The sequence below is a fragment of the Rhizobium sp. BR 317 genome (assembly GCF_047445835.1).
GTDB classification, from domain to species: Bacteria; Pseudomonadota; Alphaproteobacteria; order Rhizobiales; family Rhizobiaceae; genus Rhizobium; species Rhizobium paranaense.
Window position 1 is genome coordinate 181,444 of record NZ_JARWLB010000009.1, and the last position, 23,651, is coordinate 205,094.

At 60.0% G+C, this 23,651-nt stretch carries 27 protein-coding genes and 2 pseudogenes; 16 read left to right on the top strand and 13 right to left on the bottom strand.

Features of this window, described 5'->3' with window-relative positions; translation table 11 throughout:
* The first annotated feature begins 203 nt into the window (after nt 1–203).
* Nucleotides 204–599 (top strand): hypothetical protein, encoded by a 396-nt coding sequence (locus QD357_RS16570; RefSeq protein WP_107107455.1) that lies wholly within the window; start codon nt 204–206, stop codon nt 597–599.
* Nucleotides 600–683: 84 nt separating this feature from the next.
* Nucleotides 684–2,042 carry a metallophosphoesterase family protein gene (locus QD357_RS16575; RefSeq protein WP_107107456.1) on the top strand — a complete coding sequence of 453 codons (1,359 nt, stop codon included), beginning with the start codon at nt 684–686 and terminating at the stop codon, nt 2,040–2,042.
* A gap of 26 nt (nt 2,043–2,068) precedes the next feature.
* Here QD357_RS16575 and zwf read toward each other — a convergent pair whose 3' ends face one another.
* The 4 genes and pseudogenes from zwf to QD357_RS16595 form a co-directional block, all read right to left on the bottom strand.
* On the bottom strand, nt 2,069–3,568 hold the full coding sequence (zwf, locus tag QD357_RS16580; protein WP_107107457.1) for a glucose-6-phosphate dehydrogenase: 1,500 nt from the start codon (nt 3,566–3,568) through the stop codon (nt 2,069–2,071).
* Nucleotides 3,569–3,737: 169 nt separating this feature from the next.
* Nucleotides 3,738–4,488: pseudogene (gene tam / locus QD357_RS16585) on the bottom strand (trans-aconitate 2-methyltransferase).
* Nucleotides 4,489–4,612: 124 nt separating this feature from the next.
* The gene (locus QD357_RS16590) at nt 4,613–5,677 is read right to left on the bottom strand and encodes a patatin-like phospholipase family protein (RefSeq protein ID WP_414124616.1); all 1,065 of its coding nucleotides are present in this window, start codon (nt 5,675–5,677) and stop codon (nt 4,613–4,615) included.
* Between the two features lie 107 nt (nt 5,678–5,784).
* Nucleotides 5,785–6,825 carry a zinc-dependent alcohol dehydrogenase family protein gene (locus QD357_RS16595; RefSeq protein ID WP_107107503.1) on the bottom strand — a complete coding sequence of 347 codons (1,041 nt, stop codon included), beginning with the start codon at nt 6,823–6,825 and terminating at the stop codon, nt 5,785–5,787.
* A gap of 208 nt (nt 6,826–7,033) precedes the next feature.
* On the opposite strand from QD357_RS16595, the gene QD357_RS16600 reads away from it, so the two are divergent.
* The 3 genes from QD357_RS16600 (at nt 7,034) to QD357_RS16610 (ending at nt 8,449) form a co-directional block, all read left to right on the top strand.
* Nucleotides 7,034–7,921: a branched-chain amino acid aminotransferase gene (locus QD357_RS16600; RefSeq protein WP_107107459.1), complete on the top strand. Its 888-nt coding sequence runs from the start codon at nt 7,034–7,036 to the stop codon at nt 7,919–7,921.
* Nucleotides 7,922–8,005: 84 nt separating this feature from the next.
* The gene (locus QD357_RS16605) at nt 8,006–8,128 is read left to right on the top strand and encodes a hypothetical protein (protein WP_280951158.1); all 123 of its coding nucleotides are present in this window, start codon (nt 8,006–8,008) and stop codon (nt 8,126–8,128) included.
* Between the two features lie 69 nt (nt 8,129–8,197).
* Nucleotides 8,198–8,449, top strand: a complete 252-nt coding sequence (locus tag QD357_RS16610; RefSeq protein WP_107107460.1) for a DUF1488 domain-containing protein — start codon at nt 8,198–8,200, stop codon at nt 8,447–8,449.
* 4 nt (nt 8,450–8,453) lie between these two features.
* Here QD357_RS16610 and QD357_RS16615 read toward each other — a convergent pair whose 3' ends face one another.
* Together QD357_RS16615 and QD357_RS16620 are read right to left on the bottom strand one after the other, a co-directional pair.
* Complete coding sequence (locus QD357_RS16615; protein ID WP_414124617.1) at nt 8,454–9,686, bottom strand: MFS transporter; 1,233 nt, start codon at nt 9,684–9,686, stop codon at nt 8,454–8,456.
* Nucleotides 9,687–9,847: 161 nt separating this feature from the next.
* Nucleotides 9,848–10,660 (bottom strand): helix-turn-helix domain-containing protein, encoded by an 813-nt coding sequence (locus tag QD357_RS16620; protein WP_414124618.1) that lies wholly within the window; start codon nt 10,658–10,660, stop codon nt 9,848–9,850.
* Between the two features lie 184 nt (nt 10,661–10,844).
* On the opposite strand from QD357_RS16620, the gene QD357_RS16625 reads away from it, so the two are divergent.
* Complete coding sequence (locus tag QD357_RS16625) at nt 10,845–11,189, top strand: nuclear transport factor 2 family protein (protein WP_107107463.1); 345 nt, start codon at nt 10,845–10,847, stop codon at nt 11,187–11,189.
* A 41-nt stretch (nt 11,190–11,230) separates the two neighbouring features.
* Here the strand turns inward: QD357_RS16625 and QD357_RS16630 are convergent, their stop codons facing one another.
* Together QD357_RS16630 and QD357_RS16635 are read right to left on the bottom strand one after the other, a co-directional pair.
* Nucleotides 11,231–11,737, bottom strand: a complete 507-nt coding sequence (locus QD357_RS16630) for a hypothetical protein (protein WP_107107464.1) — start codon at nt 11,735–11,737, stop codon at nt 11,231–11,233.
* A 165-nt stretch (nt 11,738–11,902) separates the two neighbouring features.
* Nucleotides 11,903–12,553: an aspartate/glutamate racemase family protein gene (locus tag QD357_RS16635; protein ID WP_107107465.1), complete on the bottom strand. Its 651-nt coding sequence runs from the start codon at nt 12,551–12,553 to the stop codon at nt 11,903–11,905.
* 287 nt (nt 12,554–12,840) lie between these two features.
* On the opposite strand from QD357_RS16635, the gene QD357_RS16640 reads away from it, so the two are divergent.
* The 3 genes from QD357_RS16640 (at nt 12,841) to QD357_RS16650 (ending at nt 14,985) form a co-directional block, all read left to right on the top strand.
* Entirely contained in the window at nt 12,841–13,443 is a 603-nt protein-coding gene (locus tag QD357_RS16640; RefSeq protein WP_107107466.1) for a superoxide dismutase, read from the top strand.
* 112 nt (nt 13,444–13,555) lie between these two features.
* Nucleotides 13,556–14,410 (top strand): metallophosphoesterase, encoded by an 855-nt coding sequence (locus QD357_RS16645; protein WP_107107467.1) that lies wholly within the window; start codon nt 13,556–13,558, stop codon nt 14,408–14,410.
* A gap of 68 nt (nt 14,411–14,478) precedes the next feature.
* Complete coding sequence (locus QD357_RS16650) at nt 14,479–14,985, top strand: anthrone oxygenase family protein (protein WP_107107468.1); 507 nt, start codon at nt 14,479–14,481, stop codon at nt 14,983–14,985.
* A 20-nt stretch (nt 14,986–15,005) separates the two neighbouring features.
* On the opposite strand, the gene QD357_RS16655 is transcribed toward QD357_RS16650, so the two are convergent.
* Nucleotides 15,006–15,902, bottom strand: coding sequence for an AraC family transcriptional regulator (locus tag QD357_RS16655; protein WP_107107504.1), 897 nt, complete (start codon nt 15,900–15,902; stop codon nt 15,006–15,008).
* A 161-nt stretch (nt 15,903–16,063) separates the two neighbouring features.
* Here QD357_RS16655 and QD357_RS16660 point away from each other — a divergent pair, with 161 nt between their 5' ends.
* Nucleotides 16,064–16,846 carry an SDR family NAD(P)-dependent oxidoreductase gene (locus tag QD357_RS16660; protein ID WP_107107469.1) on the top strand — a complete coding sequence of 261 codons (783 nt, stop codon included), beginning with the start codon at nt 16,064–16,066 and terminating at the stop codon, nt 16,844–16,846.
* 36 nt (nt 16,847–16,882) lie between these two features.
* On the opposite strand, the gene QD357_RS16665 is transcribed toward QD357_RS16660, so the two are convergent.
* Nucleotides 16,883–17,584: a helix-turn-helix transcriptional regulator gene (locus QD357_RS16665; protein WP_107107470.1), complete on the bottom strand. Its 702-nt coding sequence runs from the start codon at nt 17,582–17,584 to the stop codon at nt 16,883–16,885.
* Nucleotides 17,585–17,712: 128 nt separating this feature from the next.
* On the opposite strand from QD357_RS16665, the gene QD357_RS16670 reads away from it, so the two are divergent.
* The 3 genes from QD357_RS16670 (at nt 17,713) to QD357_RS16680 (ending at nt 19,975) form a co-directional block, all read left to right on the top strand.
* A complete protein-coding gene (locus tag QD357_RS16670; RefSeq protein WP_107107471.1) occupies nt 17,713–18,348 on the top strand; it encodes a LysE family translocator in 636 nt (211 codons plus the stop codon).
* A gap of 159 nt (nt 18,349–18,507) precedes the next feature.
* Complete coding sequence (locus QD357_RS16675; protein WP_107107472.1) at nt 18,508–18,951, top strand: c-type cytochrome; 444 nt, start codon at nt 18,508–18,510, stop codon at nt 18,949–18,951.
* Between the two features lie 109 nt (nt 18,952–19,060).
* Complete coding sequence (locus QD357_RS16680; protein WP_107107473.1) at nt 19,061–19,975, top strand: cytochrome c; 915 nt, start codon at nt 19,061–19,063, stop codon at nt 19,973–19,975.
* 15 nt (nt 19,976–19,990) lie between these two features.
* Here the strand turns inward: QD357_RS16680 and QD357_RS16685 are convergent, their stop codons facing one another.
* Nucleotides 19,991–20,173 carry a hypothetical protein gene (locus QD357_RS16685; protein WP_414124620.1) on the bottom strand — a complete coding sequence of 61 codons (183 nt, stop codon included), beginning with the start codon at nt 20,171–20,173 and terminating at the stop codon, nt 19,991–19,993.
* A gap of 49 nt (nt 20,174–20,222) precedes the next feature.
* Nucleotides 20,223–20,771: a class I SAM-dependent methyltransferase gene (locus tag QD357_RS16690; protein WP_245407437.1), complete on the bottom strand. Its 549-nt coding sequence runs from the start codon at nt 20,769–20,771 to the stop codon at nt 20,223–20,225.
* 115 nt (nt 20,772–20,886) lie between these two features.
* On the opposite strand from QD357_RS16690, the gene QD357_RS16695 reads away from it, so the two are divergent.
* The gene (locus QD357_RS16695) at nt 20,887–21,504 is read left to right on the top strand and encodes a C39 family peptidase (RefSeq protein ID WP_107107505.1); all 618 of its coding nucleotides are present in this window, start codon (nt 20,887–20,889) and stop codon (nt 21,502–21,504) included.
* Nucleotides 21,505–21,541: 37 nt separating this feature from the next.
* On the opposite strand, the gene QD357_RS16700 is transcribed toward QD357_RS16695, so the two are convergent.
* On the bottom strand, nt 21,542–22,030 hold the full coding sequence (locus tag QD357_RS16700; RefSeq protein ID WP_107107474.1) for a GNAT family N-acetyltransferase: 489 nt from the start codon (nt 22,028–22,030) through the stop codon (nt 21,542–21,544).
* 341 nt (nt 22,031–22,371) lie between these two features.
* On the opposite strand from QD357_RS16700, the gene dmeR reads away from it, so the two are divergent.
* Both dmeR and dmeF read left to right on the top strand, forming a co-directional pair.
* The gene (gene dmeR / locus QD357_RS16705; RefSeq protein ID WP_107107475.1) at nt 22,372–22,644 is read left to right on the top strand and encodes a Ni(II)/Co(II)-sensing transcriptional repressor DmeR; all 273 of its coding nucleotides are present in this window, start codon (nt 22,372–22,374) and stop codon (nt 22,642–22,644) included.
* A gap of 37 nt (nt 22,645–22,681) precedes the next feature.
* Nucleotides 22,682–23,631: pseudogene (dmeF, locus tag QD357_RS16710) on the top strand (CDF family Co(II)/Ni(II) efflux transporter DmeF).
* The last annotated feature ends 20 nt before the right edge of the window (nt 23,632–23,651 follow it).

Here is a 23,651-nt window from a genome sequence, read left to right on the forward strand (position 1 = left end):
CGAGAATTGCGAGGGGCGAGGGTGCCAGCGGCCCATTCATTGATTTGTCCTGAGGCTGTTATAAGAAGAGACTTGAATGGGGACAACCGTTCGCTTCATGGTGATGCTTCCGGTACAGTCGTGCACAACCCGGCCGACTTGAGTCGGTCGGCGCATTCAATTACGTTGACGTTCACGTCATAAGTAACAGGCAGGAGGCCAGAATGAACGAGATTATTGATCAGATCGCAACGAAAGCCGGCATTTCCCCCGATATTGCGGAGAAGGCCGTTGGCATGATGCTTGGCTTCCTGCAGCGCGAAGCCCCGGATGGCCCGGTCACCAAGATGATCGAATCCATCCCTGGCGCTTCCGATCTGGTGGCGCAATACAATGGTGAAGAAACCTCCGGCGGCGGTCTGCTCGGCGGCCTCCTCAGCGCCGTTGGCGGCGGTGGCGGTCTCATGGCGCTCGGCCAATCCCTGATGAGCAGCGGTCTCAGCATGGGCGAAATTTCGTCGCTCGCCAAGGAAACCATTGCGACCGCTCGCGAGCATGCCGGCAATGAAGTGGTCGATGAGGTCGTCAACTCCGTGCCGGGATTGAGCCAGTTCCTGTAATATGCTGTCATTTGTGACGAGGAGCCCCGCGGTCTAATCGCGGGGCTTTGTTGTTTGACCATATAGCAAGTTGCAAACTGTCCCATGTCCGCAAACTCCATTCCGTCCCTTCGCCCGAACGGGCCTGGTCATCAGTTCGTACTCTATGGCGATTCCTGTTCCGGCGTCCCTGGTGCGCTGCATGAGGGGACTTTTGCCGCCGTCAACGCCGTTTTACGCCGGCTCGATCCGCCGCCGGAATTCATCCTGTTTCCAGGCGACGAGATCATCGGCCTGACCGCCGATTCGGAGGCTTTGAGGGCGCAATGGCGGCATTGGTTCGAGCATGAAATGGGCTGGCTCGATCGTCAAAAGACACCGCTTTGGCACACGACCGGCAACCACACCACCTATGACGAGATGAGCGAGCAGGTCTTTCGCAGCGTCCTGCGGCTTCCGGACAACGGCCCGCCGGGTCAGAAAGGCCTGTCCTACTGGGTGCGTCGCGGTGATCTCCTTCTGATCTTCGTCCATACCTTATGGACCGGTCTTGGCGGCGAGGGCCATGTCGAGACGGAGTGGCTGGAGGCGACGCTGAAAAAGCATGGCGATGCCGCTCATAAAATCGTCCTCGGCCATCACCCCGTTTTCCCTGTCAACGGATTTTCCGGATCGTATCAGCGCGAGATCGGCCCGGACCACGCCAAGCGATTTTGGGATATTCTGGTCGAAGCAGGCGTCCTGGCCTATGTCTGCAGCCACATCCTCGCCTTCGACGTTCAGGTTCACCGCGGTGTCCTACAGCTTTGTACGGCCGGTGCAGGCACCGCGCATAGAATGCCGGAGGGTGTGGAATATCTTCACTGCATCCAGGCGACGCTCGATGCGGATAGCTTTCGCTATCAGGTGCTGGATACGAACGGCGCCGTTCGTGAACGATTGCAATGGCCTTTCAAGCCGGCCGATCCCGAGAGCTGGCAAACCCTGCCGCCGGGGATGCATCTGGCCGGCTTTGCCGGCCCGATGAACAATGATCGCATCATCGAATTGCGGATAAAGGGCTCTATGCCTACGACGGCGCATGCGCCCGCTCAGACCCTCTTTTCCGCCTTCAATACCGACAGTATCGCACCATTCTGGCTCGGTTTGCGCGGTCCGCGGCAAACTCTGACCCTTATCCTTGGCCGCGATCCCGGTCGCAGTCCGCACTACTGGTTTGGCCCCGATTTCGCCCTCGGCCAGCACTTCGATGTCGATATCGCCTTGCATGCCGGGATGGGGCCGGGCGGCATGCTCTATCGCATGCTTGGCGATGACAGATGGACATCTTTCGACGGAGCTTCCGCTACCGGCCTCGAACGTTTGGTCTGGCCGGCGCAATGGAGCGTCGGCCATGGTCAGCGCGGCATTGAAGACCGCGCCTTCATGGGTGAGGGGCTGGAGGTAGCCTTTGCCGCAGGATAGGCGCCCGCGGCCCTGTCCTTTACGCCTCAATCGTCTCCAATCTTGTGCCAGACGCGGCCGTCGCGCCCGATGAGCTCGTCCGCACAGGCCGGTCCCATGCTGCCCGGCGCGTAAGGGTCGGGTTTGCTGCCCTCGGCCCAGAGATCGAGGAAAGGTTGCACGGCCGCCCAGCCGGCTTCGATGCTGTCGGCGCGCTGGAACAGGGTTTGGTCGCCGACGAAGAGTTCGTAGAGCAGTGATTCATAGCCCGTCTGATGACCAATGTCGAAATGGTCGGCATAGCGGAAGTCGAGCTCGATCGGCGAGGTCTTCAATGCCAACCCCGGCGATTTGATGGAGATTCCCATCTGCAGCCCTTCGTTCGGCTGCACCTGAATGATCAGCTTGTTCGGCGGCAAGTCCGGTCGCGCGGCTACGCGGGGAAATTGCGCGAAAGGCACCTGTCGGAAGGTAATGACGACTTCAGTGTCACGCGCCCTCAAGGCCTTGCCCGTGCGCAGATAGAAGGGCACGCCTGCCCAGCGCCAGGTGTCGACGAAAAGTTTCAGCGCCACATAGGTTTCGGTATTGCTGTCTGGCGCGACATCCTGCGTCTCCATGTAGGCCGGCAGATCTTTGCCGTCGAGCTGCCCGGCGGTATAGGCACCGCGCACCGCGTTTTTCGCCGCCTCGTCCGGTGAGTAGCGGCGCAGCGCCTTCAGCACCTTGCCCTTTTCGTTGCGGACGGATTCTGCGTCGAAGCTGTTCGGCGGTTCCATGGCCACCATGGCAAGAAGCTGGAACAGATGGTTCGGCACCATATCGCGCAGAGCGCCCGTCGCGTCGTAGAACTTGCCGCGCGTACCGACATCCACCAATTCCGCCGCAGTGATCTGCACATGGTCGATGTAATTGTTGTTCCACAGGGCTTCGATCATCATGTTGGCAAAGCGCGTCGTCATGATGTTCTGCACCGTTTCCTTACCAAGGAAATGGTCGATGCGATAAACTTGGCTCTCATCCGCGCTGTGCAGAAGCGTCGCGTTCAGCATCTGCGCGGAAGCGAGGTCATGGCCGAACGGTTTCTCGATGGCGATGCGCCGGAAGACGCCGGCGGTTTCATCAAGAAGCCCATGCTCGGCGAGGCGGCTGGTGATGTCGCCGAAAAAGCGCGGCTGCACGGCAAAATAGAAAGCGGCATTGGCGCTCGGCGCCTGCCGCAGGCGCCTGGTGATTTCCTCATAGATTGCGCCCTGGGTGAAGTCTCCGGAAACATAGGAGATGCGCGTCTTCAACCTCTGCCAGGCGTCGCTCTGCTGCGCTTGCTCCATTCCGTTCGCGGCGAGGAAGGTGTCAAGACGCTCGACCAGGAACTCGTCGCCGCCGGGTTCGATGCTGACGCCGAGCACATGCACATCGTCGCCCAACATGCCGGCCTTGGTCATGTTGATCAGCGTCGGCATCAGCAGCCGGCGCGTCAGGTCGCCGGTTGCACCGAAGATGACGAGTGTCAGCGGTGGAGCGGGGGGGACGGTAAATCCGGTCATGAATGCGCCTCCGTCTGGAATAGGGAGATCAGGTTTCTGGACGACATGAATCTTCTCCTTCAGCCGGTTGTGCTGATGCTGGGCGAGGATGTTCTAACCCAAGATCGAGAAAACCGGAATCGCTTTTCGAAAGGCGTTGCGCTCCGATGGACGATCCCATCGGCGGCCGCTACTTCTTCACAGCGATCATGAACAGCCGCGGAAACCGCAGCAGGACTTTGCCGTCCACCAAGGGCGGATAGGCCTTTTCGATGCGTGCGAGATAGTCGACCGCAAAAGCATCGCGATGTTCGGCGCCGGCGTGATCGAGATAGGGGCGCAAGCCCGTGCCCTTGACCCATTCGACGATGGCGGCGGCATTTTCCAATGGGTGATTGTAGTTGATGTGCCAGAGGTCGACGCGTGCAGACTTACCGATCAGCCGGGGGAAGGGGATTGCGGCGCACGCTCTTCTTTGCAAAAGCATCGCTCCACGGGCCGTTTTTCGCGGTCTCTTCCATCATCAGGTGGCTGAGTTCGGTCAGATTGTCCGGCATCTGGATGGCGAGCACACCTCCCGGCTTGAGCGCATCCATCAGCCGCTCGAAAATATCGAGATGATCAGGCAGCCATTGGAAGACGGCGTTGGCAAAGAGCAGATCGACAGGTTCTTCCGGCCGCCAGGTGGCAAGATCGGCCTTGAGAAACTCCATGCCGGGCATGCGTTTGCGGGCCGCTTCCAGCATATTCTCATCACTATCGAGGCCGGAGACGCCGGCGGCACCGTAGCGCTCGACGATGAGCTCCGTCGAATTGCCAGGCCCGCAGCCAAGATCGATGGCGCGATCTATGCGCTCCAACGGCACCTGCGCCAGCAGGTCGCGCGCCGGGCGCGTGCGTTCATCCTCGAACTTCACATATTGTCCGGCAGACCACGCCATGATCCTATCCTCTTCATCAGATTGCATCTTGTCGACTTTGCGCGGGTCGAGTTTGATCACTTCGAAGGCGAGATCGCCAGAGGCGAAGTTCTCGCCCCTATGCGGCAAATGGCCCAACCGCCTGCTATTTTCCCTTCACCGCTAGGATGCGTTTCGCGACCTCGTCCAGCGCTGCCGTATTGCGGGCGATGAGCTGTTGGGCGACGTTCGTAAGCGCCGTGATGTTACCGGCAGAGGCATCGTCCATTTCGTCATTGGCGCCGATGAGCGGGCCGTCGATACGGAAATAGGCAAGCTTGCCGACATTGGCCGGTGTGACCTGCGTCGAGCCATCAACCATCTTCGTCTTGGCGGGGTTGAGCAGAGAATTGGCCTCGTAGGAGGCGGTCGATACCTGGCCTTGCATGAGGATAGAGATCAGCGGCGTGCCGTTGGCGGGGTTGATCCAGCCAAGTGCGCCCCAGCTCTTTGCCTGTTGATAGGGGATAGGACGATTCTGCTGGCCGGTGCCGAGCGATAGAACCACGACGGAGTCGCGGCCCTTTTCCCAGCCCATCTTGCGAGCTTCGACATAGGCTGCAAGGACGGGATCGTTGGCGAAAACGCCGCCATCGACCAGGGGAACGAGGCGGTTCGGATCGTCGGCGGGTTTGGCGATGTTTTCGATCAGCGCCGGCTCGAAATAGCTCGGTGCCGCGGAGGTAGCGCGGCAAGCCTGCCAATAGCGGAAATGGCTGTTTTCATCGTCGGAATTGGTCATGATCAGCGCCTGGCGCGCCTTGATGTCGTAAGCGGTGATCAGCACCTTGGTCAGTCCGGCGGTGATTTCGGCGGTTCCTAACCGCGCCTGCAGCTTCGTTTCCAACGGCGTCGCATCGTAACGCTCCTCCGCAAGCCCGCCGAGATTGATGATTTTCGACAGTAGCGTCTTGCCGAAAATATCTTGCCCCTCCTTGGCATAGAGCGTGACGAGATCATCCGGTATGCAGGCCGCATAGCCGTTGCCGGAAGGGTGCGGGCAGGTGAGCCCGGCTGCGATGATGCCGCCGGTCGATGTGCCGGCGATCAGATCGAAGGCTTTGTGCATCGGCAAGCCGCTCAGCCGCTTGGCGAGTTCGGCAACGACCAGCGCCGAAATAAGGCCGCGAATACCGCCGCCGTCGATGGATAGGATGAATCGCACCGTCATGGAATTCCCCTCCTATATCTGCCCGTCGGCAAAGATAGCAGCGGCATGGCGTCGTTCAATGAAAGCGGAGCGGTTCGCGCCTACCTCTTCCGAGGGGGGAGGGAGGCCTAAAATCGTGTAATGACGCTGATCCCCGTGCCTTCCGCCTTGTCCAGTGCCATCAGTGCCGGCACGGCCTCTTCAAGGCTGATTTTGCGGCCGATCAGCTTTTGCGGGGCGATCTTGCCGGCGGCGAGCATGTCCAGCATGGCGTCGTAACGCCAGGCCTGCATGCCGTGGCTGCCGTAAATCTCGAGCTCATGCCCGATCACCTGCGCCATCGGGATCTGCGGCGCGGCATGCTCGCCGAGCATTAGGCCGACCTGCACATGCCGGCCGCGGCGGCGGAGATTCTTGATCGAATTGAAGCAGGTGACGGGATGGCCGAGCGCATCGATCGACACATGCGCGCCGCCCTTGGTGATCTCGCGCACGGCCTCCGCGACATCGGCAACGCCCGCCGCATTGATCGCCGCCACCGCGCCGCATTCCCGCGCGAAGGCCAGCTTCTCGTCGGAAATATCAATGGCGATGGCATTCGCACCGAGGGCGCTTGCGATCATGATGGCGGACAGGCCGACGCCGCCGCAGCCATGCACCGCGATCCATTCGCCTGGCCGGGTTCTGGCCTGGTCGGCGACGGCGCGAAAGGAGGTGGCGAAACGGCAGCCGAGGCTCGCCGCCGTCGCGTCGTCGATCGTCTCCGGCAAGCGCACCAGATTGGTGTCGGCATAATCGATCGCCACATATTCGGCGAAGGAGCCCCAATGGGTGAAGCCGGGCTGGAACTGGTTCGGGCAGACCTGCTGGTTGCCGGAATGGCATTCGGCGCAATGGCCGCAGCCGGAAACGAAGGGCACGGTGACGCGGTCGCCGACCTTGAAACGGACGACGCCCCGGCCTGCCGCGACCACCTTGCCGGCAAGCTCATGGCCGGGCACATGCGGCAGCTTGATGTCGGGATCATGGCCCATCCAGCCATGCCAATCGCTGCGGCAAAGCCCTGTCGCGCCGACAGCGATAACGACGCCGTCCTCGCTTGGAGTGGGATCGGGAAGGGTACGAATCTCGGGCACGGCCTCGAAGGCCTCGTAGTACATAGCTTTCATCGGAATCTCACGCGTTCTGCCGCCTTTGGTATGGCCCATCATTTTTCCTGATTCATCCATTCGTCAAGCTGTTGTTTCGGCGCATGAAAATTGCGCCGGGAATGCGGCTTCTGGCGCTTTGTTGCGAATGGATTTCGGGCCGCAATTTCCCCTTGACCCCCAGGTTGTGCGGGGATTTCCTTCTTGCCGCTTTCAGGAGGAAAAGATCATGGCTGTCGATACATCCCCCCGCACCACAACCTGGACCTATGTCGATGGAGAATGGCTCACCGGCAATCCGCCGCTGATCGGCCCGACCTCGCATGCCATGTGGCTAGGCTCGACGGTGTTCGACGGCGCGCGCTGGTTCGACGGTATCGCGCCCGATCTCGACCTTCATTGTCAGCGCATCAACCGCTCTGCGCTAGCCATGGGGCTGAAGCCGCTGAAGACGGCTGAAGAAATCGAAGCGCTCGCCTGGGAGGGCGTGAAGAGGTTCGACGGCAACACGCCAATTTACATCAAGCCGATGTATTGGGGCGAACACGGCTCGGCGGGCAGCATCGTTGCCGTCGATGCGGAATCGACTCGTTTCGCGCTCTGCCTGTTCGAAGCGCCGTTGGGTGGTCATGGCGGCGTGACGTTGACGGTCTCGCCCTTCCGCCGCCCGTCGCCGGAAACCGCAATGACCGACGCCAAAGCCGGCTCGCTCTATCCGAACAGCGGCCGCATGATCGTGGAAGCGAAGAAGCGCGGTTTCGACAATGCGCTGGTGCGCGATATGATCGGCAATGTCGTCGAGACTGCCTCCTCCAACGTTTTCATGGTGAAGGACGGCATCATCTACACGCCGGTCGCCAACCGCACGTTCCTCGCCGGCATCACCCGCGCCCGCGTCATGGGCCTGTTGCGCCGGGAAGGATTTGACGTGCGCGAGGAAACGCTGTCGGTTGAGCAATTCATGGCCGCCGACGAGATCTTCACCACCGGCAACTACTCGAAGGTCGTTTCGGTCAACCGCCTCGACGACCGCGAATTCCAGCAGGGTCCGGTCGCCCGCAAGGCGTTGGAACTTTACATGGACTGGGCTTACGGGCGCAGTGCCAGCGAGGAGTAGTCGGAAATAATTAAATTAGGCGATGCGAAGATAGCATTTGTGGTAAAATGACGTCGGCCGGCGAAAGCTATTGAGGAGGCCGACATGAAAATTTCCCTTCCGTCTTCCATCTATCTCTTCGACTATTACAGGCTGTTCCTACAGCTCTGTGTTATCGCGGCGACGGGGTTCGTCATCTATTCGATGCTGTTCGGGTTCACGTGGTGATGTCGAAGCAACGGAGGCCGAAGGTTCCGATGGAGCCGTCGGGTACGCTTTGTTCAGAGGAGGTCGACGATGAGTCTGAGCTTTCCGAACCGGAGCCGTAGCTATGACGCCTCGGCGCGTCGTATCCGTTTCAGCGGATACGACGGCATGTTTGAGGTCCCGTTTCTGGTAGAAGTGGATGTCTTTCCGAATGCCAAGTCAGAAGCAGGCTATCTCGCCGCTTTCGACGCCGGACGCGACGCGATTCAGAAGGTGGCCACAAGGGCCTATAGCTATGGCGGCCGGCGCATATACATCCTGACGCCGAACGATTTTCGCTAGCGAATTATTCCGCTTCTCTCTTCGGGCTGACCCACCAGCAATAGATCGCGCCGATCGCCAGCAGCACGCAGGTTCCGAGAAACACGGCGCGCATGCCGACATGGCCGCCGACGAAGCCGCCCATGACGGGGCCGGCCACCTGACCGACATACTGCGAGGAGATCGAAAGACCGAGGATGCCCCCGGCCGCCGCGTCCGGTACGTTGAGGCGGATGACGGCGGTGATGCAGGGCAGGAGCCCGCCGAGCGCGATGCCCATTAGGAAGCGCAGCACAATCAGTTGCCAGGCCGAGGTGACGAAAGCCTGCGGGATCAACATCAGCGCCGCTGCCGCAAGCGCCGCCGTGATCACCGTCCAATGGCCAATGCGATCGGCAAGCTTGCCGAGCCATGATGCTGAGAGGATGCTGCCAAGGGCGGCCGCAGCCATGACCACGCCCGAAATCATCGTGACATTTGCGCCGTCGACGAACTGAGCGACATAGACGGTAATGATCGGCTCGATCGACATATTGGCGAGCATCAGCAGCAGGCCGATCGTCAACATGGCGATAGCAGGCCGTTTGTCTGGTATGGAAGTCCAGCTACCGCTCGCTTTAGCAGCCTTCTTTCGCGCCGGCGATTTCTCTTCCTTGATCAGGAAGGTGGTCGCCAGGAAGGTGAAGAAGATCACGCCACCGGCGAGCAGGAAAGTGCCGCGAATGCCGATCACGGGCGGCAACGCGCCGCCGATCAGAGGTCCGACCAGATTGCCGGCCATGATGCCGGAGGACAAGACGCCGAGCGCCCAGGCCGAGCGATGTTTCGGCGTCTGGGTTGCCACCAGCACCATCGAGCCGGAGGCATAACCACCGGCGAGCCCGGTAAACAGGCGCAGCGCCACCAATTCCCAGACACTGCCTGCCATTCCCATCAGCGAGATCGCCACCGTCATGCCGAGGCTCGCGCGCACCAGCATCAGCTTGCGGCCATAGATATCGCCGAGCCGGCCCCAGAGGGGCGCGACGAAGGCGGCAGCAAAGAAGGTGGCACCATAGGCGATGCCGGACCATTGCACGATCGCCGCCTTGTCAGCGACGCCAAGCTCCTCGACGTAGAGCGGTAGGAAGGGAAGCAACAGCGTCATCGCCACGATGGTGGTGAAGGAGCCGATGAGGCAGATGATCAGATTCCGCATCCAATAGGCGGTTTCCGGTTCGGCCGGCGCGGCCGCATCCCATCTTGTCTCAGCAGTCATTTCTTGGCCTTTGCATTCAACGTGTAAAATAATTCCTGGTGACCGGAGGCAAGGATATGCCCCTTCGCGTTTCAGCTCGTTCGAGCTTTTATTCGCCAGGGTCTAACAGATCGTCTTAGTACCCCGGCGTACGTAAACGCTCAAACTTCGTCCGAAAACGCTCAACTGTTCCGCAGTCGTTCGGCGAAGCGGCGGGGAGAGCGGTAGCCGGTGGCAAGGGCGGCTTCGCGCAGCGACAATCCATCTTCGGTCAGCAGCGTGGTCGCCAGAGCGACGCGTTCGCTTGCCATCACGTCGCGCAGCGACGAACCTTCCTGCGAGAGACGGCGCCGCAGCGTCGCGTTGCTGGTGCCGAGCTCGGCGGCGATGAGATCGGTAGTCCAAGCGCGGTCCGGCTGCCAGCGCACCAGCGCACGCACGGCTTCGGCCGTTGTTTCCGGCGAAGCGGGCAGGGTGCCCCGCATGCCGAGAACCATCAGCACCTCCATCAGGCGGTGCTCGATCAGGGCAGTCGGCAGCTCACCGGACGCGATACCTTCACCGGCATGGTGGATTGCTGCGGCGAGCACCGGATCGAGCGGCAGGTCGATCTGCGATGCGACGTGCTTGGTTGGAAAGCTCCTGACGGCGCGGCGCACGAGTTCGTCCGGAAAGCTGATGAAGATGGCGCGATAGACACCGCTCTGCGGATCGGGATCGTTGACGACATCGCCGCGCCAGCCGGCGGGCAGGACCAGCACTGTACCGGCTGGAAAGCGCAGATGCCGCCCCATGCTCAGCACATCCTTGCAGCCCTCGACGAGAACGACGATCGAAACCTGGGAAAAGGTCGAGCCGGCAATGCGCTCACGCTGCCGGGTCACGAAGGTGAAGAGCGAGGAATAGTTTTTCTCGTCAGCCGGCATTGTAACCGGCCGATTGTCCTTCCCCGCCAGGCGGCGCAGCTTTTCCAATATTTGATGAGCCTCCGGCATGGCGACCGCTTCCTGCTGATATCGATTGTGACGATAATCTGGACCACGCCACGGGCGCTGCCAAGTCCGCAAAGCGCCTTGTCGGTTCTGTCACATCATGATATAAACTGATTGCATTTCGCAATCGGATTGCCGGCGGCCAAATCGATGACCAAAGCGGCTGCCGGATAGGAGGAGATGCATCATGAGCACTCTTGATACTGCCCGCTGCGACACCGTGCGGCGGCTTTATGCCGCCTATGTCGCGCAACATCCCGATGTCGTCCGCCCGATGTTGACCAGCGATTTTACCTTTTCCAGCCCGCGCGACGATCACATCGACCGCGACCAATATTTTAGACATTGCTGGCCGAAGGAGAAGGTCTTCCGCGCCATTCATATCGAACATCTCGTGCCGGACCGCGATGAGGTGATCGTCGGTTACCGCGCCGAAAAGATGGACGGAGACAGCTTTCGCAATGTGGAGGTAATCCGTTTTACCGGCGACAGGATTGCCGAGGTGAATGTCTATTTCGGACGTAACGTCTAAGAGATAATGGGCCAGCCCGAAAAGCCGGCCCATCACTCAACTCACACTCTCGCTTTGGATAGCGCATGGCCGCGATGGATCGTCCAGGCTTGCAGGAGGCTGCCGGCGGCGAACAGGATCAGCCAGGAGAGCAAGGCCATCTGTACGGGCGGCGAATCCGGGCCGTTGCCGATCGGATGCGACGGCGGCAACCGCGAGAGCGTTTCGTTGATGCCGGGAACCCAGAGCAGGAAATAGGTGAAGGACAGGCCGAATGCCTTCAGATATGCCCGCAGCCGGCCGAGAAAGCTCAATCTCTCCTGCAAAATTGCGGCTGCTGCCACCAGCAGAGCCATGATGCCGAGCGCATGCCCAGGATTGAACCCGCCTGTCGAGGAAAGGCCGAAGGAGGTCACCACCGACAGCGCCAATCCACCGAGATAGATCTTTCCCGATCGCCTCTCGGGCTGGATGCCGCCATGCCTGGCAAAGCTGTAGAGCCCTGCAACGATCGGAACGAAGCTGATGGCAGTGTGGAGTTCGCCGAGCAAAGAAAGAGGGGCAGGCATAATGGTTTCCTTTGTATATCGACTAGTAGGTAGCCTTGATGGGCGAGCGATGGACGCTTCCTCGCTCTCAGATGATCGATGCTTAACCTACTAGTTGGTAGGCTGTCAATGGCTGAATGCCTGCCTTCAATCTATCGAAGCCGCAAGTCCGGGCGATGTCTTGGTTCAGTTTGCGCCTATTGCGGTCATTGCGGCTTCCAATGCTGCGGTCGGGCCGCTCATCGGCCGTGCGTATTCATCGCCTAGCAGTGCCGCCGCACCGGTCATGGAGGCCTGCGCGAAGACCACCGTTTCAGCCCCTTCGCGATAGGCTGTCTCCGATGCCTCGGCGATCGCTACCAGATAGGCTTTGTGGTCACCGGCCCGGAACAGCGCCCATGCCCCGTCGATCAGGCGGACATCAATGTCTGCGCCTGTGGTCTTCGCTGCATTTTCGAACAGCCTAGTGGTCGGGGCGATGGTCGTCTCGGTGGTGCAGAGCACGGTCACTTTGCCGCCAGCTTTCACGGCATTTTCCGCGAGCACGCCGTCGGCCCTGATAATAGGGACCTCGGAGGTGTCTGCCGCCAGCAATGCTGCAGGGCCAAGGGTCGAGCAGTTGAGCACAACGGCATCCGCGTCCTGTGCAAGCTGCTGCAGGACGGCAGCCGTTTCCGCCTCGATGTCCGGCGTCAGTCCACCCGCCCGTTCGGCGGCAAAGAGAAGATCGGCGCGGACATGGTGATGCAGAGTACCGGCCGGAAGACCGAGCGTCTTTGCGGCGTTGTCATAGATGGCGATATTGCTTTCGGCAGTGTGCAGGCAGGCTATTTTCACGGAGGCGATCTCGCTGAAGCCGCCCGCAGGGACGACGATGCGCCGAACCTAGCCTTTGGCGATCCGATTGTCGACGCGTGTCGCACCGCAGAGCGCGACCGCTGGCCTCATACGTTAGAAGGCGCAAAAATACCCGCGGAGGATGCGGGCGATATATGTTGAAATAGCGGGTAAATTTTCCTTTAGTCCGCTATTTTTTGGCATGCCGCCGGTTGCCCTTCACACCGTCCCCTCCTATGTTCCCGATCACCTGCCGACGCAATTTTTTGCCAAGAGGAGATAAGACCATGGCTTTCGAATTGCCTGAACTTCCCTATGATTACGAAGCGCTTTCCCCCTTCATGTCGCGTGAAACCCTCGAGTTTCACCATGACAAGCACCACAAGGCCTATGTCGACAATGGCAACAAGCTGGCGACCGAAGCGGGCCTTGCCGATCTCTCTCTCGAAGAGGTCGTGAAGAAGTCCTTCGGCACCAATGCCGGTCTCTTCAACAATGCTGCCCAGCACTACAACCACATCCATTTCTGGAAGTGGATGAAGAAGGGCGGCGGCGGCAACAAGCTGCCGGGCAAGCTCGAAGCAGCCTTCAATTCCGATCTCGGCGGCTATGACAAGTTCAAGGCCGATTTCGCCGCTGCCGGCGCCACTCAGTTCGGATCGGGCTGGGCATGGGTTTCCGTCAAGAACGGCAAGCTCGAAATCTCCAAGACCCCGAACGGCGAAAATCCGCTCGTTCACGGCGCCACGCCGATCCTCGGCGTCGACGTATGGGAACACTCCTATTACATCGACTACCGCAATCTGCGTCCGAAATATCTCGAGGCCTTCATCGACAGCCTGATCAACTGGGACTACGTCCTGGAGCGCTACGAAGCCGCCACGAAGTAAGGCTTGCCATCTCGGCTTGCTTTCACACCCGGCGCTGCCATAGCGTCGGGTGTTTTCGTATCTGCCGTTAACAGGCATCTTATTGCCATCAGCCACTTCCCAGCGAGGCCGCATGCCGTCTCCGTCCGCTCCACTCTTTCGTTTCGGTGTCGTCGCCGATCCGCAATATGCCGCCTTGGAGCCTAACCTTGCGCTGGATCGCTATCCGGCTAACAGCCTCGCCAAGCTGGCAGAGGCGATTGCGGAATTCAACCGTCGCGATCTCGCCTTCGTCGTAACGCTCGGCGATATCATTGATGGTGGCTGGGAGAGTTTCGATGCGATCTTGCCGGTCTACGAGACCTTGCGGCACGCACGGCATTTTCTTCTCGGCAATCACGATTTTGCCATCGCAGCGCAGCATCTGACGGAAGTCGCAAGTCGCGTCGGCATGCCATCGGCGTATTATGACTTCGCCCATGCGGGCTACCGTTTCATCGCGCTTGACGGCAACGAGATCAGCCTCTTCGCGCCGCCGGAGGGCGATCCACGCCGGGCGGAGGCAAAGGTGATGATGAAGGCATTGCATAAAGCCGGTGCGATGAACTCGCACCGCTGGAACGCTGCCATCAGCGATACGCAACATGCCTGGCTCGCCGCCAAACTGGACGAGGCGAAAGCCGCCGGCGAGAAGGTGGTCGTCACGAACCACTACCCGATCTTCCCGGAGAATTCACATAACGCGCTCGACAGCGACCGTATGCTGGCGTTGCTGGCCGAACATGATCATGTCGTCGCCTATCTCAGCGGTCACAATCACGACGGCAATTTCGGCGTTGTCCACGGCACCTATTTCATCAATTTCAAAGGCATGGTCGATACCGAAGATACCAATGCCTATGCGATCGTCTCGGTTTACAAGGATCGGCTGGAAATTGAAGGATTCGGACGTGAGGTGAGCAGGGTGCTGGCACTGCAGGGTGCTTGAGCGGCCCCATAAGGAACGATCCGCGCCAATGAAAGTTTAGGGACCGAGGCTGCTGTGAGGCGAGGCCGATGTTTCCGACATTGCAAATTCTGACCATCTTAGTCGTCGCAGTCGCCATGGCGCTGGCATTGGCACATGTGCTGGAGCTGCCGGGCAAGATGCGACTGTCGAAAGAAGATTATCTGACGGTTCAGCGGATTTATTATCCGGGGTTTACGATCGGCGGCGTTGCCGAACCGATCGGCACTCTCTTGCTTCTGCTTCTTCTGTTCCTGACGCCAGCCAACACGATCGCGTTCTGGCTGTTTGCTGCCGCCTTTGCAGCCATGGTCATCATGCACGCCGTCTTTTGGCTGGTGACGCAACCGGTAAACAATTTCTGGCTCAAAGATGCCGAGCTGAAAGGGTTGGGCGAGCGTTTCTTCTCCCATGATCCATTTGGTGGCCATCGGAGCGAGACCGCCGCCAAACCGGACTGGACCATGCTCCGCGACCGCTGGGAATGGTCGCATGCCGCACGCGCCGCTTTGGGATTGCTGGCCTTTATTCTGTTGGTGACCGCGGTCGCTCTCTAGCGGCCCGCGAACCCAGGCGCTTATTCCGCTGCTATCCGCATATTCGCCACATCCCGCTTCGGCGGCGCACCGAACATGCGCGTATATTCGCGGCTGAACTGCGACGCGCTTTCGTAGCCGACTCGATAGGCGGCATTCTCGACATTGACGCTGCCGGCGACCATGAGGCGGCGGGCTTCGAGCAGCCGCATCTGCTTCTGATATTGCAGCGGCGTCATCGACGTCAGCGTTTTGAAATGCTGATGGAACGAGGAGGGGCTCATGCGGGCGGCGGCAGCGAGCTGCTCGATGCGCACCGGCTGGGCGAAATTGTCGCGCAACAGGCGGATCGCATCCGCAATGCGCCGCGTCTGACCGTCCGGCAGCACCAGCTTGCAGACCTCGCCGTCATTCGGGCCGGTCAGCATCCAGAAACAGATTTCCCGCATGATTGCCGGATAAAGCACCGGTATGGCGCTTGGCGTTGTGAGCAGGCGGGTCAATCGCACGAGGCAATCGGCCAGTTGCTCGCTGAGATCTTCGACAAAGATGCCAAGATGGGCGCCGCCGGTCGGTTTCGGTGGCCTATCGAGCTGCTCCATCACCTCGCGCATCATGCCGACATCGAATTCGAGGGAGATGGCAATATAAGGCTTCTCAACACTGGCCTGGAGCACCCTGCCGGCGGCGGGCAGCTCGATGCTGATGATGAGGGCCTGTAGCTCGCCATAATCGATCACTCGGTCATTCAGCATCAATTGCTTTGCACCTTGAAGAATGACGCAAAGCGCCGGCCGATAGATCATCGCATGCGGCATCTTCGGCTCGGTCGAGCGCATGATGTGCAGGCCATCGATGCCTGTCGAAAATACGGTGTCGCCGCCGCTATCATTGGCTTCGATGAATTGCGTGATCGCATCTTTAAGGGCTGACGACATCGGCATTCTCCCGGACAAGTGCCATTCCATCATCATAGCAGCGGGATAAGGGCCGACAAGGCGGTTGGAGGAATAGGCAAGAAATTCGAGAGTTCCGGCATTCAAGGAGATGGCCTAGCGGGCGTAAATTTCAGTCATCAATCATTCCTTGGAGAACGGCAATGACGACTGAAAATATAGATAGATCAAAGACAAAGATCGCAATCATTACCGGCGGCAGCCGCGGTCTCGGCCGAAATACGGCCGTCCATCTCGCCCAGCGCGGCGTCGATACTATTCTGACCTATCACTCAAATCGGGCAGAAGCGGAAAGCGCGGTTGCCGAGATCGAGGCTCTCGGAGCGAAGGCTGTAGCGCTGCAACTCGATGCCGGCGGCGTTGGTTCTTTCGACGCTTTCATCTCCGAAGTCGGCCAAGCGCTGCGACAGAAATGGGGCCGCGATCGCTTCGATTTTCTCGTCAACAATGCCGGCACGTCCCACCACGCGTCCTTCGCGGAAACGACCGAAGCCGAGTTCGACAAGCTCTACAACGTTCATCTCAAGGGCGTGTACTTCCTGACGCAGAAGCTGCTTCCTCTCATTCAGGACGGTGGCCGCATCGTCAACATTTCTTCCGGCCTTGCCCGCTTCAGCAATCCGGGCTCGTCGGCCTATGCCGTCATGAAGGGTGCGGTCGAAGTTCTGACGCGGTATCTCGCCAAGGAGCTCGGCCCTCGCGGCATCGCCGTTAATACGGTGGCGCCAGGCGCGATCCAGACGGATTTCAGCGGCGGCATCGTTCGCGACAATCCGGAGGTCAACAGGATGGTTGCCTCCATGACCGCGCTCGGCCGCGCCGGTCTGCCCGACGATATCGGCCCGATGATCGCCTCGCTGCTGTCGGACGACAATCGCTGGGTCAATGGCCAGCGCATCGAAGTGTCTGGGGGCATGATGGTCTAATTCTCGGATCGCCGGGCTGGCTAGGCCGTCCGGCGATCATCCGCCGGCAACTTGGGCATTCATTTCCCACCCGTTCACCCAGATCTGCCTCAGCCCATCGCCTTCGCCCTTGAACCACAATCCCGTCGCCTCGCAGCCTTCGATGCGGTCGCTGCGGAAATTGCGGATGGCTTGGCGCAGCTCGCACCAGGCGACGATATTGGCTGTCTCGGAATAATAGATGAGGGCGATGGGGCGGATGACGCGCTCGGTGGCGCGGCCGAGTTCGTCGCGATAGGCGAGGTCGAGTTTTTCCTCGTCGCGGATAGCACGGCGCACCAGAGCGAGATCGATGGCAGCGGCCGAAGGAGCGGCAAAGCCCCAGGCGTGCAGGGCATTGGCATCGAGTGTCTGACGAAGCGGCGGCGGCACTGCGCCTGCGATCTTGGCACTGACGCGCTTGGCCGCGAGCTTCAGCTCGTTGTCCCCCGTGCGCTCCAGCAGCGCCAGCGATAGCACGATCGCCTCCATCTCCTCGATCGAAAACATCAGCGGCGGCAGGTCGAAGCCGGGGCGCAGGATATAGCCGATGCCGCGTCCGCCTTCGATCGGAACACGCATCGCCTGCAGCGCCACGATGTCGCGATAGACGGAGCGCACCGTCACCTCCAGCCGCTCGGCGATGACAGCCGCCGTCACCGGCTTTTTCGCCAGCCGCAGGATCTGGATGATCTCGAACAGGCGCGACGCCTTGCGCATTTCATCCTCGTGATTTGAAGGCTCCTGACAACACCCTGTCAGTTGGGCCGATCTATAAAACTGCCTATCGAATTGAAAATCAACAAGTTCGTCTGCGATGCGCTCGCAGGCGACGATGGGCAACTGACATGGATTACAGCGAAAACCTCTGGCTCTTCTTTCTCCTCCTCTTCGGCATCATCATCGTGCCGGGCATGGATATGCTCTTCGTACTCGCCAATGCGCTGACCGGCGGCCGCAACAGGGGATTGGCAGCCACCGGCGGCATCATGCTCGGCGGCGTGGTGCATTCGCTGAACGGCGCGCTTGGCGTCGGCCTGCTGATGCATTTTGTACCGATCCTCTTCAATCCGCTGCTCGTTGCCGGCGCCGCTTATATGGCCTTCATCGGCATCACGCTGATGCGCAGCTCGATCACCGTCGGCCACGACGGACCGGCCGGCAGCCGTTCCACCTGGCGGGCCTTTCGTCAGGGAGCGGTGACCTGCATGATGAATCCCAAGGCCTACCTCTTCGTGTTCGCCGTCTATCCGCAGTTTCTAAAGCCGGATTACGGTCCGATCTGGATACAGGCTGTTATCATGGGGCTGATGACCATTGTCACGCAGTTTGCCGTCTATGGCGGGCTTGCAGTCACCGCCGGCCGCAGCCGCGATCTGCTGGTCGCCAATCCGGGGGCGACCGCCTTTGCCGGTCGCGTCGCCGGGCTGCTGCTGTTCGCGGTCTCGGTCTTTACCGTCTGGGAAGGGTGGAAGGTGACGTGATTTTTGGCGCAAAATCTGGTACATGTCTTAAATATGACGCTGATTTTGCTCAGCTCTCACCACTTTGTGACTTCATTGCCGGCGCAGAAACCGGCAAACATGTGGGCCGTGACAACGCGCCGGCCGCTTTTGCGGTCCTGATCACGTAGGAGAGATTGTATGAAATGGAAAGCGATTGTGGCTGCGACGGTTTTTGCCGGCGTCGCCTTTGGTTCCGTTATTGCGGCCGATGGCACGCATGATTCCCGTATAGCCGTGATGAAGAAGGTCGGCGGTGCTGCCGGTGCTCTCGGTGCCATCGCCAAGGGCAGCAAGCCTTATGACGCCGAGGTCGTCAAGGCAGCGCTGCAGACGATCGCCGAGAATGCCAAGGCTTTCCCAGAGCATTTTGGCCCGAACAGCGACAAGACCGATGCTGAGGTCAATCCGAAGATCTGGGATAACTTCGATGACTTCAAGGCCAAGGCTGCCAAACTTTCCGACAATGCCGAAGTCGCACTTGCGCAGCTCCCGGCCGACCAGGCTGGCGTCGGCGCTACGCTGAAGACTTTGGGCAGCGATTGCGGCGCCTGTCATCAGGCCTACCGCATCAAGAAGGACTAAGCGGTCGGCCGGCATTGTCCGAAAATTAATTGAAGCATCCGCATCGGCTTGGTCGCCGGTGCGGATTTTAGTATTTCTCGATGCACGCTGAATACAGGGAGTGCGAGGCATGGTTGCGCGATTTGTCCGGTGGCTGCTCTGTCTTATCGGCCTCGCCATCTTCGGCTCCGGCACGTTCTATGTCGTCACCGCGCCGTCGCCCTTGCCGGTGAGCCATTGGGCAAATCTCGGCGATCCCGATATCAAGAATGGCGAACAGGTGTTCTGGGCTGGCGGCTGCACGAGTTGTCATGCCGCGCCGGGCGCCAAGGGCGATGCCAAACTGGTTCTGTCAGGTGGCTTGGCGCTGAACAGTCCCTTCGGCACTTTCCATGTCCCCAATATCTCGCCGGATGAAAAGGCCGGCCTTGGTGGTTGGACGCTTGCGGAATTCGGCAATGCGATGAAGCGCGGCGTCGGCAAGAACGGCGAGCACCTTTATCCGGCGTTCCCCTACGGCTCCTACGCCCGCATGAGTGACAAGGACATCAACGACCTCTGGGGTTTCCTGAAGACCTTGCCGAAGAGCAGCAACGTCGCGCCGCCGCATGAGCTGCCGTTCCCCTTCGATATCAGGCTGGCGCTCGGTGGCTGGAAATTCCTCTATTTCAACGATCAGCCACGCGTTGTCATCGCCAATGCCGACGACAAGATCAAGCGCGGCCAATATCTGGTAGAAGGCCCCGGCCATTGCGGCGAGTGCCACACCCCGCGCGACGGGCTCGGCGGCTTCGTCAGGGACCAGTGGCTGGCCGGCGCCCCGAACCCGGAAGGCAAGGGCCGCATTCCCGACATCACCCCCGGCTCGAAATCAATGGCTAGCTGGAGCGACGGCGACATCGCCAGCTACCTGGAGACCGGTTTCACCCCCGACTTCGACTCCGTCGGCGGCTCGATGGCCGAAGTCCAGCAAAACATCGCCCGCCTGCCAGCCTCGGACCGCGAGGCGATCGCGGCCTACCTGAAGGCGGTGCCGGCGCGGTAAGAAGCAGGCGGCTGGCTACTTCTCCCGTAGCCGCTTTGCCATATAGAGGTGAGTTTCATAGCGAAGCTCGAACTCTCCGCCGTATGCCGCGATAACCTCCGCAATCGCAGCGAGCAGCGCCTCCCTCCGGTCATCCGCCAGAAGCCGGTAGCTTGATAACGTGCGCAGCAGGTCGGTATAGCTTTCAGGACTATGCATCCGGCTCCAGGGATAGGATCGGTGCGTTGCCGGTTCGAAATGTTCGGATTCACCGAGCAACTTCACGAAAGGCCCGTCTGGCAGATACCACGCTTCCGCGGGTGGACCTGAAAGCGATGGCGCGTATCGCGAATAGAGGCGGGCGAATTCCGCGGCGAGCGGTGGTGCCGGCGGCATGGGTACATTTCCAAAAGACGGCAAGCGTGCCGCCCGGCGCGAGCTGCTCGGCAGTCTTGGCAAATCGGACGTCTGGTGCAACCCAGTGAAAGGACTGGGCCGCCATCACAAGCTTGAACGTTTCAGGCTTACCCGGCCACGCCTCAAAGGTGGTTTCCGCGAAGCGTATATGGGGAAATTTCATTAGATTTTGCTGCGCGATGCCCATCAATTCCTTGCCGGGTTCAAGCGCAAGGATGGAAAAGCCACGGCGTGCAAAGGTCTGTGTTGCTTGTCCTGTACCGCAGCCGATCTCAAGGATCGCATCCTTGCTGCCCAAACCAGCAAACGCGGCGATGTCATCAAACATCGACTCGGGATAGGTCGGGCGAGCATCGCCATAGAGGCCTGCCATCCCGTCAAAAGTGAACCGCTGTTCCAAGGTCCATCTCCCTCTGAGATCCAGTATGAGAGGCCATCTTTCTAGCGCATTTCAGTTGAATTTTACAGCGCAACCAATTTCGGTTGCAGGGCAGGAGCGGGCGATCATGGATGGAATGGCAGAACAGAGGATTCCTTATTTCAGCCAATGGGAAACCCCCGACATGACTCTGGCGGTGCTGGCGGAAGGGGCGCAGGCGGCATTGCTGAGGGACCCGCTTTGGGCAGGCTCGGGAGCGGGGAATGTCGAGGATTACGCCCGCTGGGCCGGCAATCTCTGCGGTATGGCCTGCCTGAAAATGGTTCTTGCCGCGCGTACGGGCAAAATCGTGCCAACCGTGGATCTCGCATTGGCATGCAAGGAATATGGCGGCTATGTCGAAGAGCCTGATGGTAAGATCAAGGGCCTGATCTATGCGCCCTTCATTCCATTTGTCAAAGATCGGTTCGGCCTGAACACCAGGGTCGTCACCGGCATTTCTGTCGGAGATATCGGCGATATTCTCCAGCAATCCGAATTCTTCATCGCGTCCGTCCACCATTCCATCCGCTGGCCGGACACCGAGCCGCCATCGAAGGGCGGACATCTTGTCTTGGTGACGGTGGCTAACTCAAACACGATCCGTTTCCACAATCCTTCCGGTCACGAGGCTGCAACCCGGGAAAACGTGGAAATGCCGCTGGAAACATTCGACCGGTTTTTCGCCGGGCGCGGGATCGCCATCGATCGCTGACGATAGGAAGGTCAACGGCGATCCCGACGGACCGTTCTCATGCAAGCGCCTGCAGATAGCGCATGCCGGTGACCGGACGTGGCTTGAAATCCATTTGTTCGTAGAAGCGGTGCGCCTGGACATTGCCGGTCGCGGCGCTGACGGAGAGATAGCCGCAGCCAGCCTTGCGGGCGATGTCGCGAGCGCGATCGACGAGATGCTGGCCGATGCCATGGCCGCGATGGCCGTCGCGCACGAAGAGATGATGCAGGTCCATGCCGCGCTGACCTTCCTGCGCCCGGTAGAGCGGCACGAGGATGGCGTAGCCGATCAGCCCGTTCTGGCCTTCCGCCACCAGCGCCGTGATCCATGGCACCGGACCGAAGAGATCGCGTTCGAGCTGTTCCGGGGTCGCGGCTGAGGGATCGCCATGATGAGCGGCGAGCAACCGGATCATATCGTTCAATTCCGGCAAATCGCGCGGATGCGCATTGCGGATGGTAATGACAGGCGGGCGGAGAAGTGAGATTTCGCTATCGTCCAGCATGAGGTTCTGCGTCCTTTTTTGAATGTGCCGTCAGGACGCTGCCGATACAACAAAGCCGCCTGACGGCGGCTTGTTGACAATATGATCTGTCCCGGCCGCCCCTTACAGGTACAGCCAAAAATACGAGCGATTGTGGAGCGCGTGCGTGATCATGGGCGCATAGATGAGCTGGAATGTCGGATTTGTCAATGGGGTGAGTCGATGCTCTCCCTCCTGCGGAGCATTATCCGACAAGATCACCATGGGCACACGTCAGCCTATCGCACCCGGGCATCGCCGAGGGCGGGTTTTCTTCTGGCAATAAATATAGTATACCCCCCTATACTATAAATGAGGCCGTCATGTCCCATACCATCCAAGAGCAAGCCAAACTTCTTTCCCGCGTCCGCCGCCTCAAAGGGCAGTTGGAAGCGGTGGAGAGGGCGTTGGAGGCTGAGCGGCCTTGTGGAGAGATTTTGCAGCTCCTGGCATCCATTCGCGGCGCCCTGACGGGGCTGACCGGCGAGATATTGGAAGACCATCTGCAGGAACATGTGCTCCACGCCGAAAGCGAGTCGGCCCGCCGCCAGGCGGTCGATGAAATATCCGATGTGCTGAAGACCTATCTGCGCTGATCAGAGGCTTTGGGCAATCCAACAGGAGACTGATGTCATGAGTACTTCTTCGGATGCGTTGACGCATAGCCACGTATTCCTGGGCTCCGACCACCGCCGCAACGAACGCCGCATCTGGCTGGTCATTGCGCTGACGACGGTGATGATGGTGGTCGAAATCGGTGCCGGCACGCTATACGGCTCGATGGCATTGGTTGCCGATGGCTGGCACATGTCGACGCATGCCAGTCCATGCTGATTTCCGCATTGGCCTATCTCTATGCCCGTCGCCATGCCCACAATGCGCGCTTCACCTTCGGCACCGGCAAGCTCGGCGATCTCGCCGGCTTCGCCAGCGCCATCGTCCTCGCCATGATCGCGTTGTTGATGGCTTGGGAAAGCCTCGTGCGATTGCAGAATCCGGTGGCGATCAATTTTCGCGAGGCGATCGCCATTGCCATCGTCGGCCTGCTCGTCAATCTCGTCAGCGCCTGGCTGCTACGCGACGATCACGACCACCATCACGGGCATTCCCACACGCATGGCCATGATCATCATCACGACCACGATCATGGCGGCAAGGACAACAATCTCCGCTCTGCCTATGTCCACGTCATCGCCGACGCCATGACCTCGGTTCTGGCCATTGTCGCCCTCCTGCTCGGCAGCCGCTTCGGCTGGACTTTCCTCGATCCGCTGATGGGCATTGTCGGCGGACTGGTGATCCTGCAATGGTCCTTGAGCCTATTGCGTTCCTCGGGCGCAGTCCTGCTCGACTTCATCCCGCAGGGTGAAGACCTGCCGGAGGAGATCCGGGAGGTCATCGAAACGGACGCCGACCGCATCACCGATCTGCATGTGTGGCAGGTCGGCCCCGGCCATCATGCGGCGATCGTCGCTGTGGTAACGCCGGAGCCGCGCGATCCTGCCTTCTACAAGGCACGGCTGGCCGCTATCCACGAACTGTCGCACGTCACCGTTGAAGTCAAGGTCAAAAAAGCAGCATAACGTCTGATGGAAGCTCGGCG

What these genes read in the sequence shown, in the direction of transcription:
- QD357_RS16670 (WP_107107471.1), top strand. Translation starts at nt 17,713, where the DNA reads ATGGATTACAGCGAAAACCTCTGGCTCTTCTTTCTCCTCCTCTTCGGC.
- zwf (WP_107107457.1), bottom strand. Translation starts at nt 3,568, where the DNA reads ATGACCGGATTTACCGTCCCCCCCGCTCCACCGCTGACACTCGTCATC.
- QD357_RS16600 (WP_107107459.1), top strand. Translation starts at nt 7,034, where the DNA reads ATGGCTGTCGATACATCCCCCCGCACCACAACCTGGACCTATGTCGAT.
- QD357_RS16570 (WP_107107455.1), top strand. Translation starts at nt 204, where the DNA reads ATGAACGAGATTATTGATCAGATCGCAACGAAAGCCGGCATTTCCCCC.
- QD357_RS16615 (WP_414124617.1), bottom strand. Translation starts at nt 9,686, where the DNA reads ATGACTGCTGAGACAAGATGGGATGCGGCCGCGCCGGCCGAACCGGAA.
- dmeR (WP_107107475.1), top strand. Translation starts at nt 22,372, where the DNA reads ATGTCCCATACCATCCAAGAGCAAGCCAAACTTCTTTCCCGCGTCCGC.
- QD357_RS16675 (WP_107107472.1), top strand. Translation starts at nt 18,508, where the DNA reads ATGAAATGGAAAGCGATTGTGGCTGCGACGGTTTTTGCCGGCGTCGCC.
- QD357_RS16650 (WP_107107468.1), top strand. Translation starts at nt 14,479, where the DNA reads ATGTTTCCGACATTGCAAATTCTGACCATCTTAGTCGTCGCAGTCGCC.
- QD357_RS16640 (WP_107107466.1), top strand. Translation starts at nt 12,841, where the DNA reads ATGGCTTTCGAATTGCCTGAACTTCCCTATGATTACGAAGCGCTTTCC.
- QD357_RS16610 (WP_107107460.1), top strand. Translation starts at nt 8,198, where the DNA reads ATGAGTCTGAGCTTTCCGAACCGGAGCCGTAGCTATGACGCCTCGGCG.
- QD357_RS16620 (WP_414124618.1), bottom strand. Translation starts at nt 10,660, where the DNA reads ATGCCGGAGGCTCATCAAATATTGGAAAAGCTGCGCCGCCTGGCGGGG.
- QD357_RS16680 (WP_107107473.1), top strand. Translation starts at nt 19,061, where the DNA reads ATGGTTGCGCGATTTGTCCGGTGGCTGCTCTGTCTTATCGGCCTCGCC.
- QD357_RS16630 (WP_107107464.1), bottom strand. Translation starts at nt 11,737, where the DNA reads ATGCCTGCCCCTCTTTCTTTGCTCGGCGAACTCCACACTGCCATCAGC.
- QD357_RS16655 (WP_107107504.1), bottom strand. Translation starts at nt 15,902, where the DNA reads ATGTCGTCAGCCCTTAAAGATGCGATCACGCAATTCATCGAAGCCAAT.
- QD357_RS16595 (WP_107107503.1), bottom strand. Translation starts at nt 6,825, where the DNA reads ATGAAAGCTATGTACTACGAGGCCTTCGAGGCCGTGCCCGAGATTCGT.
- QD357_RS16695 (WP_107107505.1), top strand. Translation starts at nt 20,887, where the DNA reads ATGGCAGAACAGAGGATTCCTTATTTCAGCCAATGGGAAACCCCCGAC.
- QD357_RS16700 (WP_107107474.1), bottom strand. Translation starts at nt 22,030, where the DNA reads ATGCTGGACGATAGCGAAATCTCACTTCTCCGCCCGCCTGTCATTACC.
- QD357_RS16625 (WP_107107463.1), top strand. Translation starts at nt 10,845, where the DNA reads ATGAGCACTCTTGATACTGCCCGCTGCGACACCGTGCGGCGGCTTTAT.
- QD357_RS16575 (WP_107107456.1), top strand. Translation starts at nt 684, where the DNA reads ATGTCCGCAAACTCCATTCCGTCCCTTCGCCCGAACGGGCCTGGTCAT.
- QD357_RS16605 (WP_280951158.1), top strand. Translation starts at nt 8,006, where the DNA reads ATGAAAATTTCCCTTCCGTCTTCCATCTATCTCTTCGACTATTACAGG.
- QD357_RS16685 (WP_414124620.1), bottom strand. Translation starts at nt 20,173, where the DNA reads ATGCATAGTCCTGAAAGCTATACCGACCTGCTGCGCACGTTATCAAGC.
- QD357_RS16645 (WP_107107467.1), top strand. Translation starts at nt 13,556, where the DNA reads ATGCCGTCTCCGTCCGCTCCACTCTTTCGTTTCGGTGTCGTCGCCGAT.
- QD357_RS16590 (WP_414124616.1), bottom strand. Translation starts at nt 5,677, where the DNA reads ATGACGGTGCGATTCATCCTATCCATCGACGGCGGCGGTATTCGCGGC.
- QD357_RS16660 (WP_107107469.1), top strand. Translation starts at nt 16,064, where the DNA reads ATGACGACTGAAAATATAGATAGATCAAAGACAAAGATCGCAATCATT.
- QD357_RS16665 (WP_107107470.1), bottom strand. Translation starts at nt 17,584, where the DNA reads ATGCGCAAGGCGTCGCGCCTGTTCGAGATCATCCAGATCCTGCGGCTG.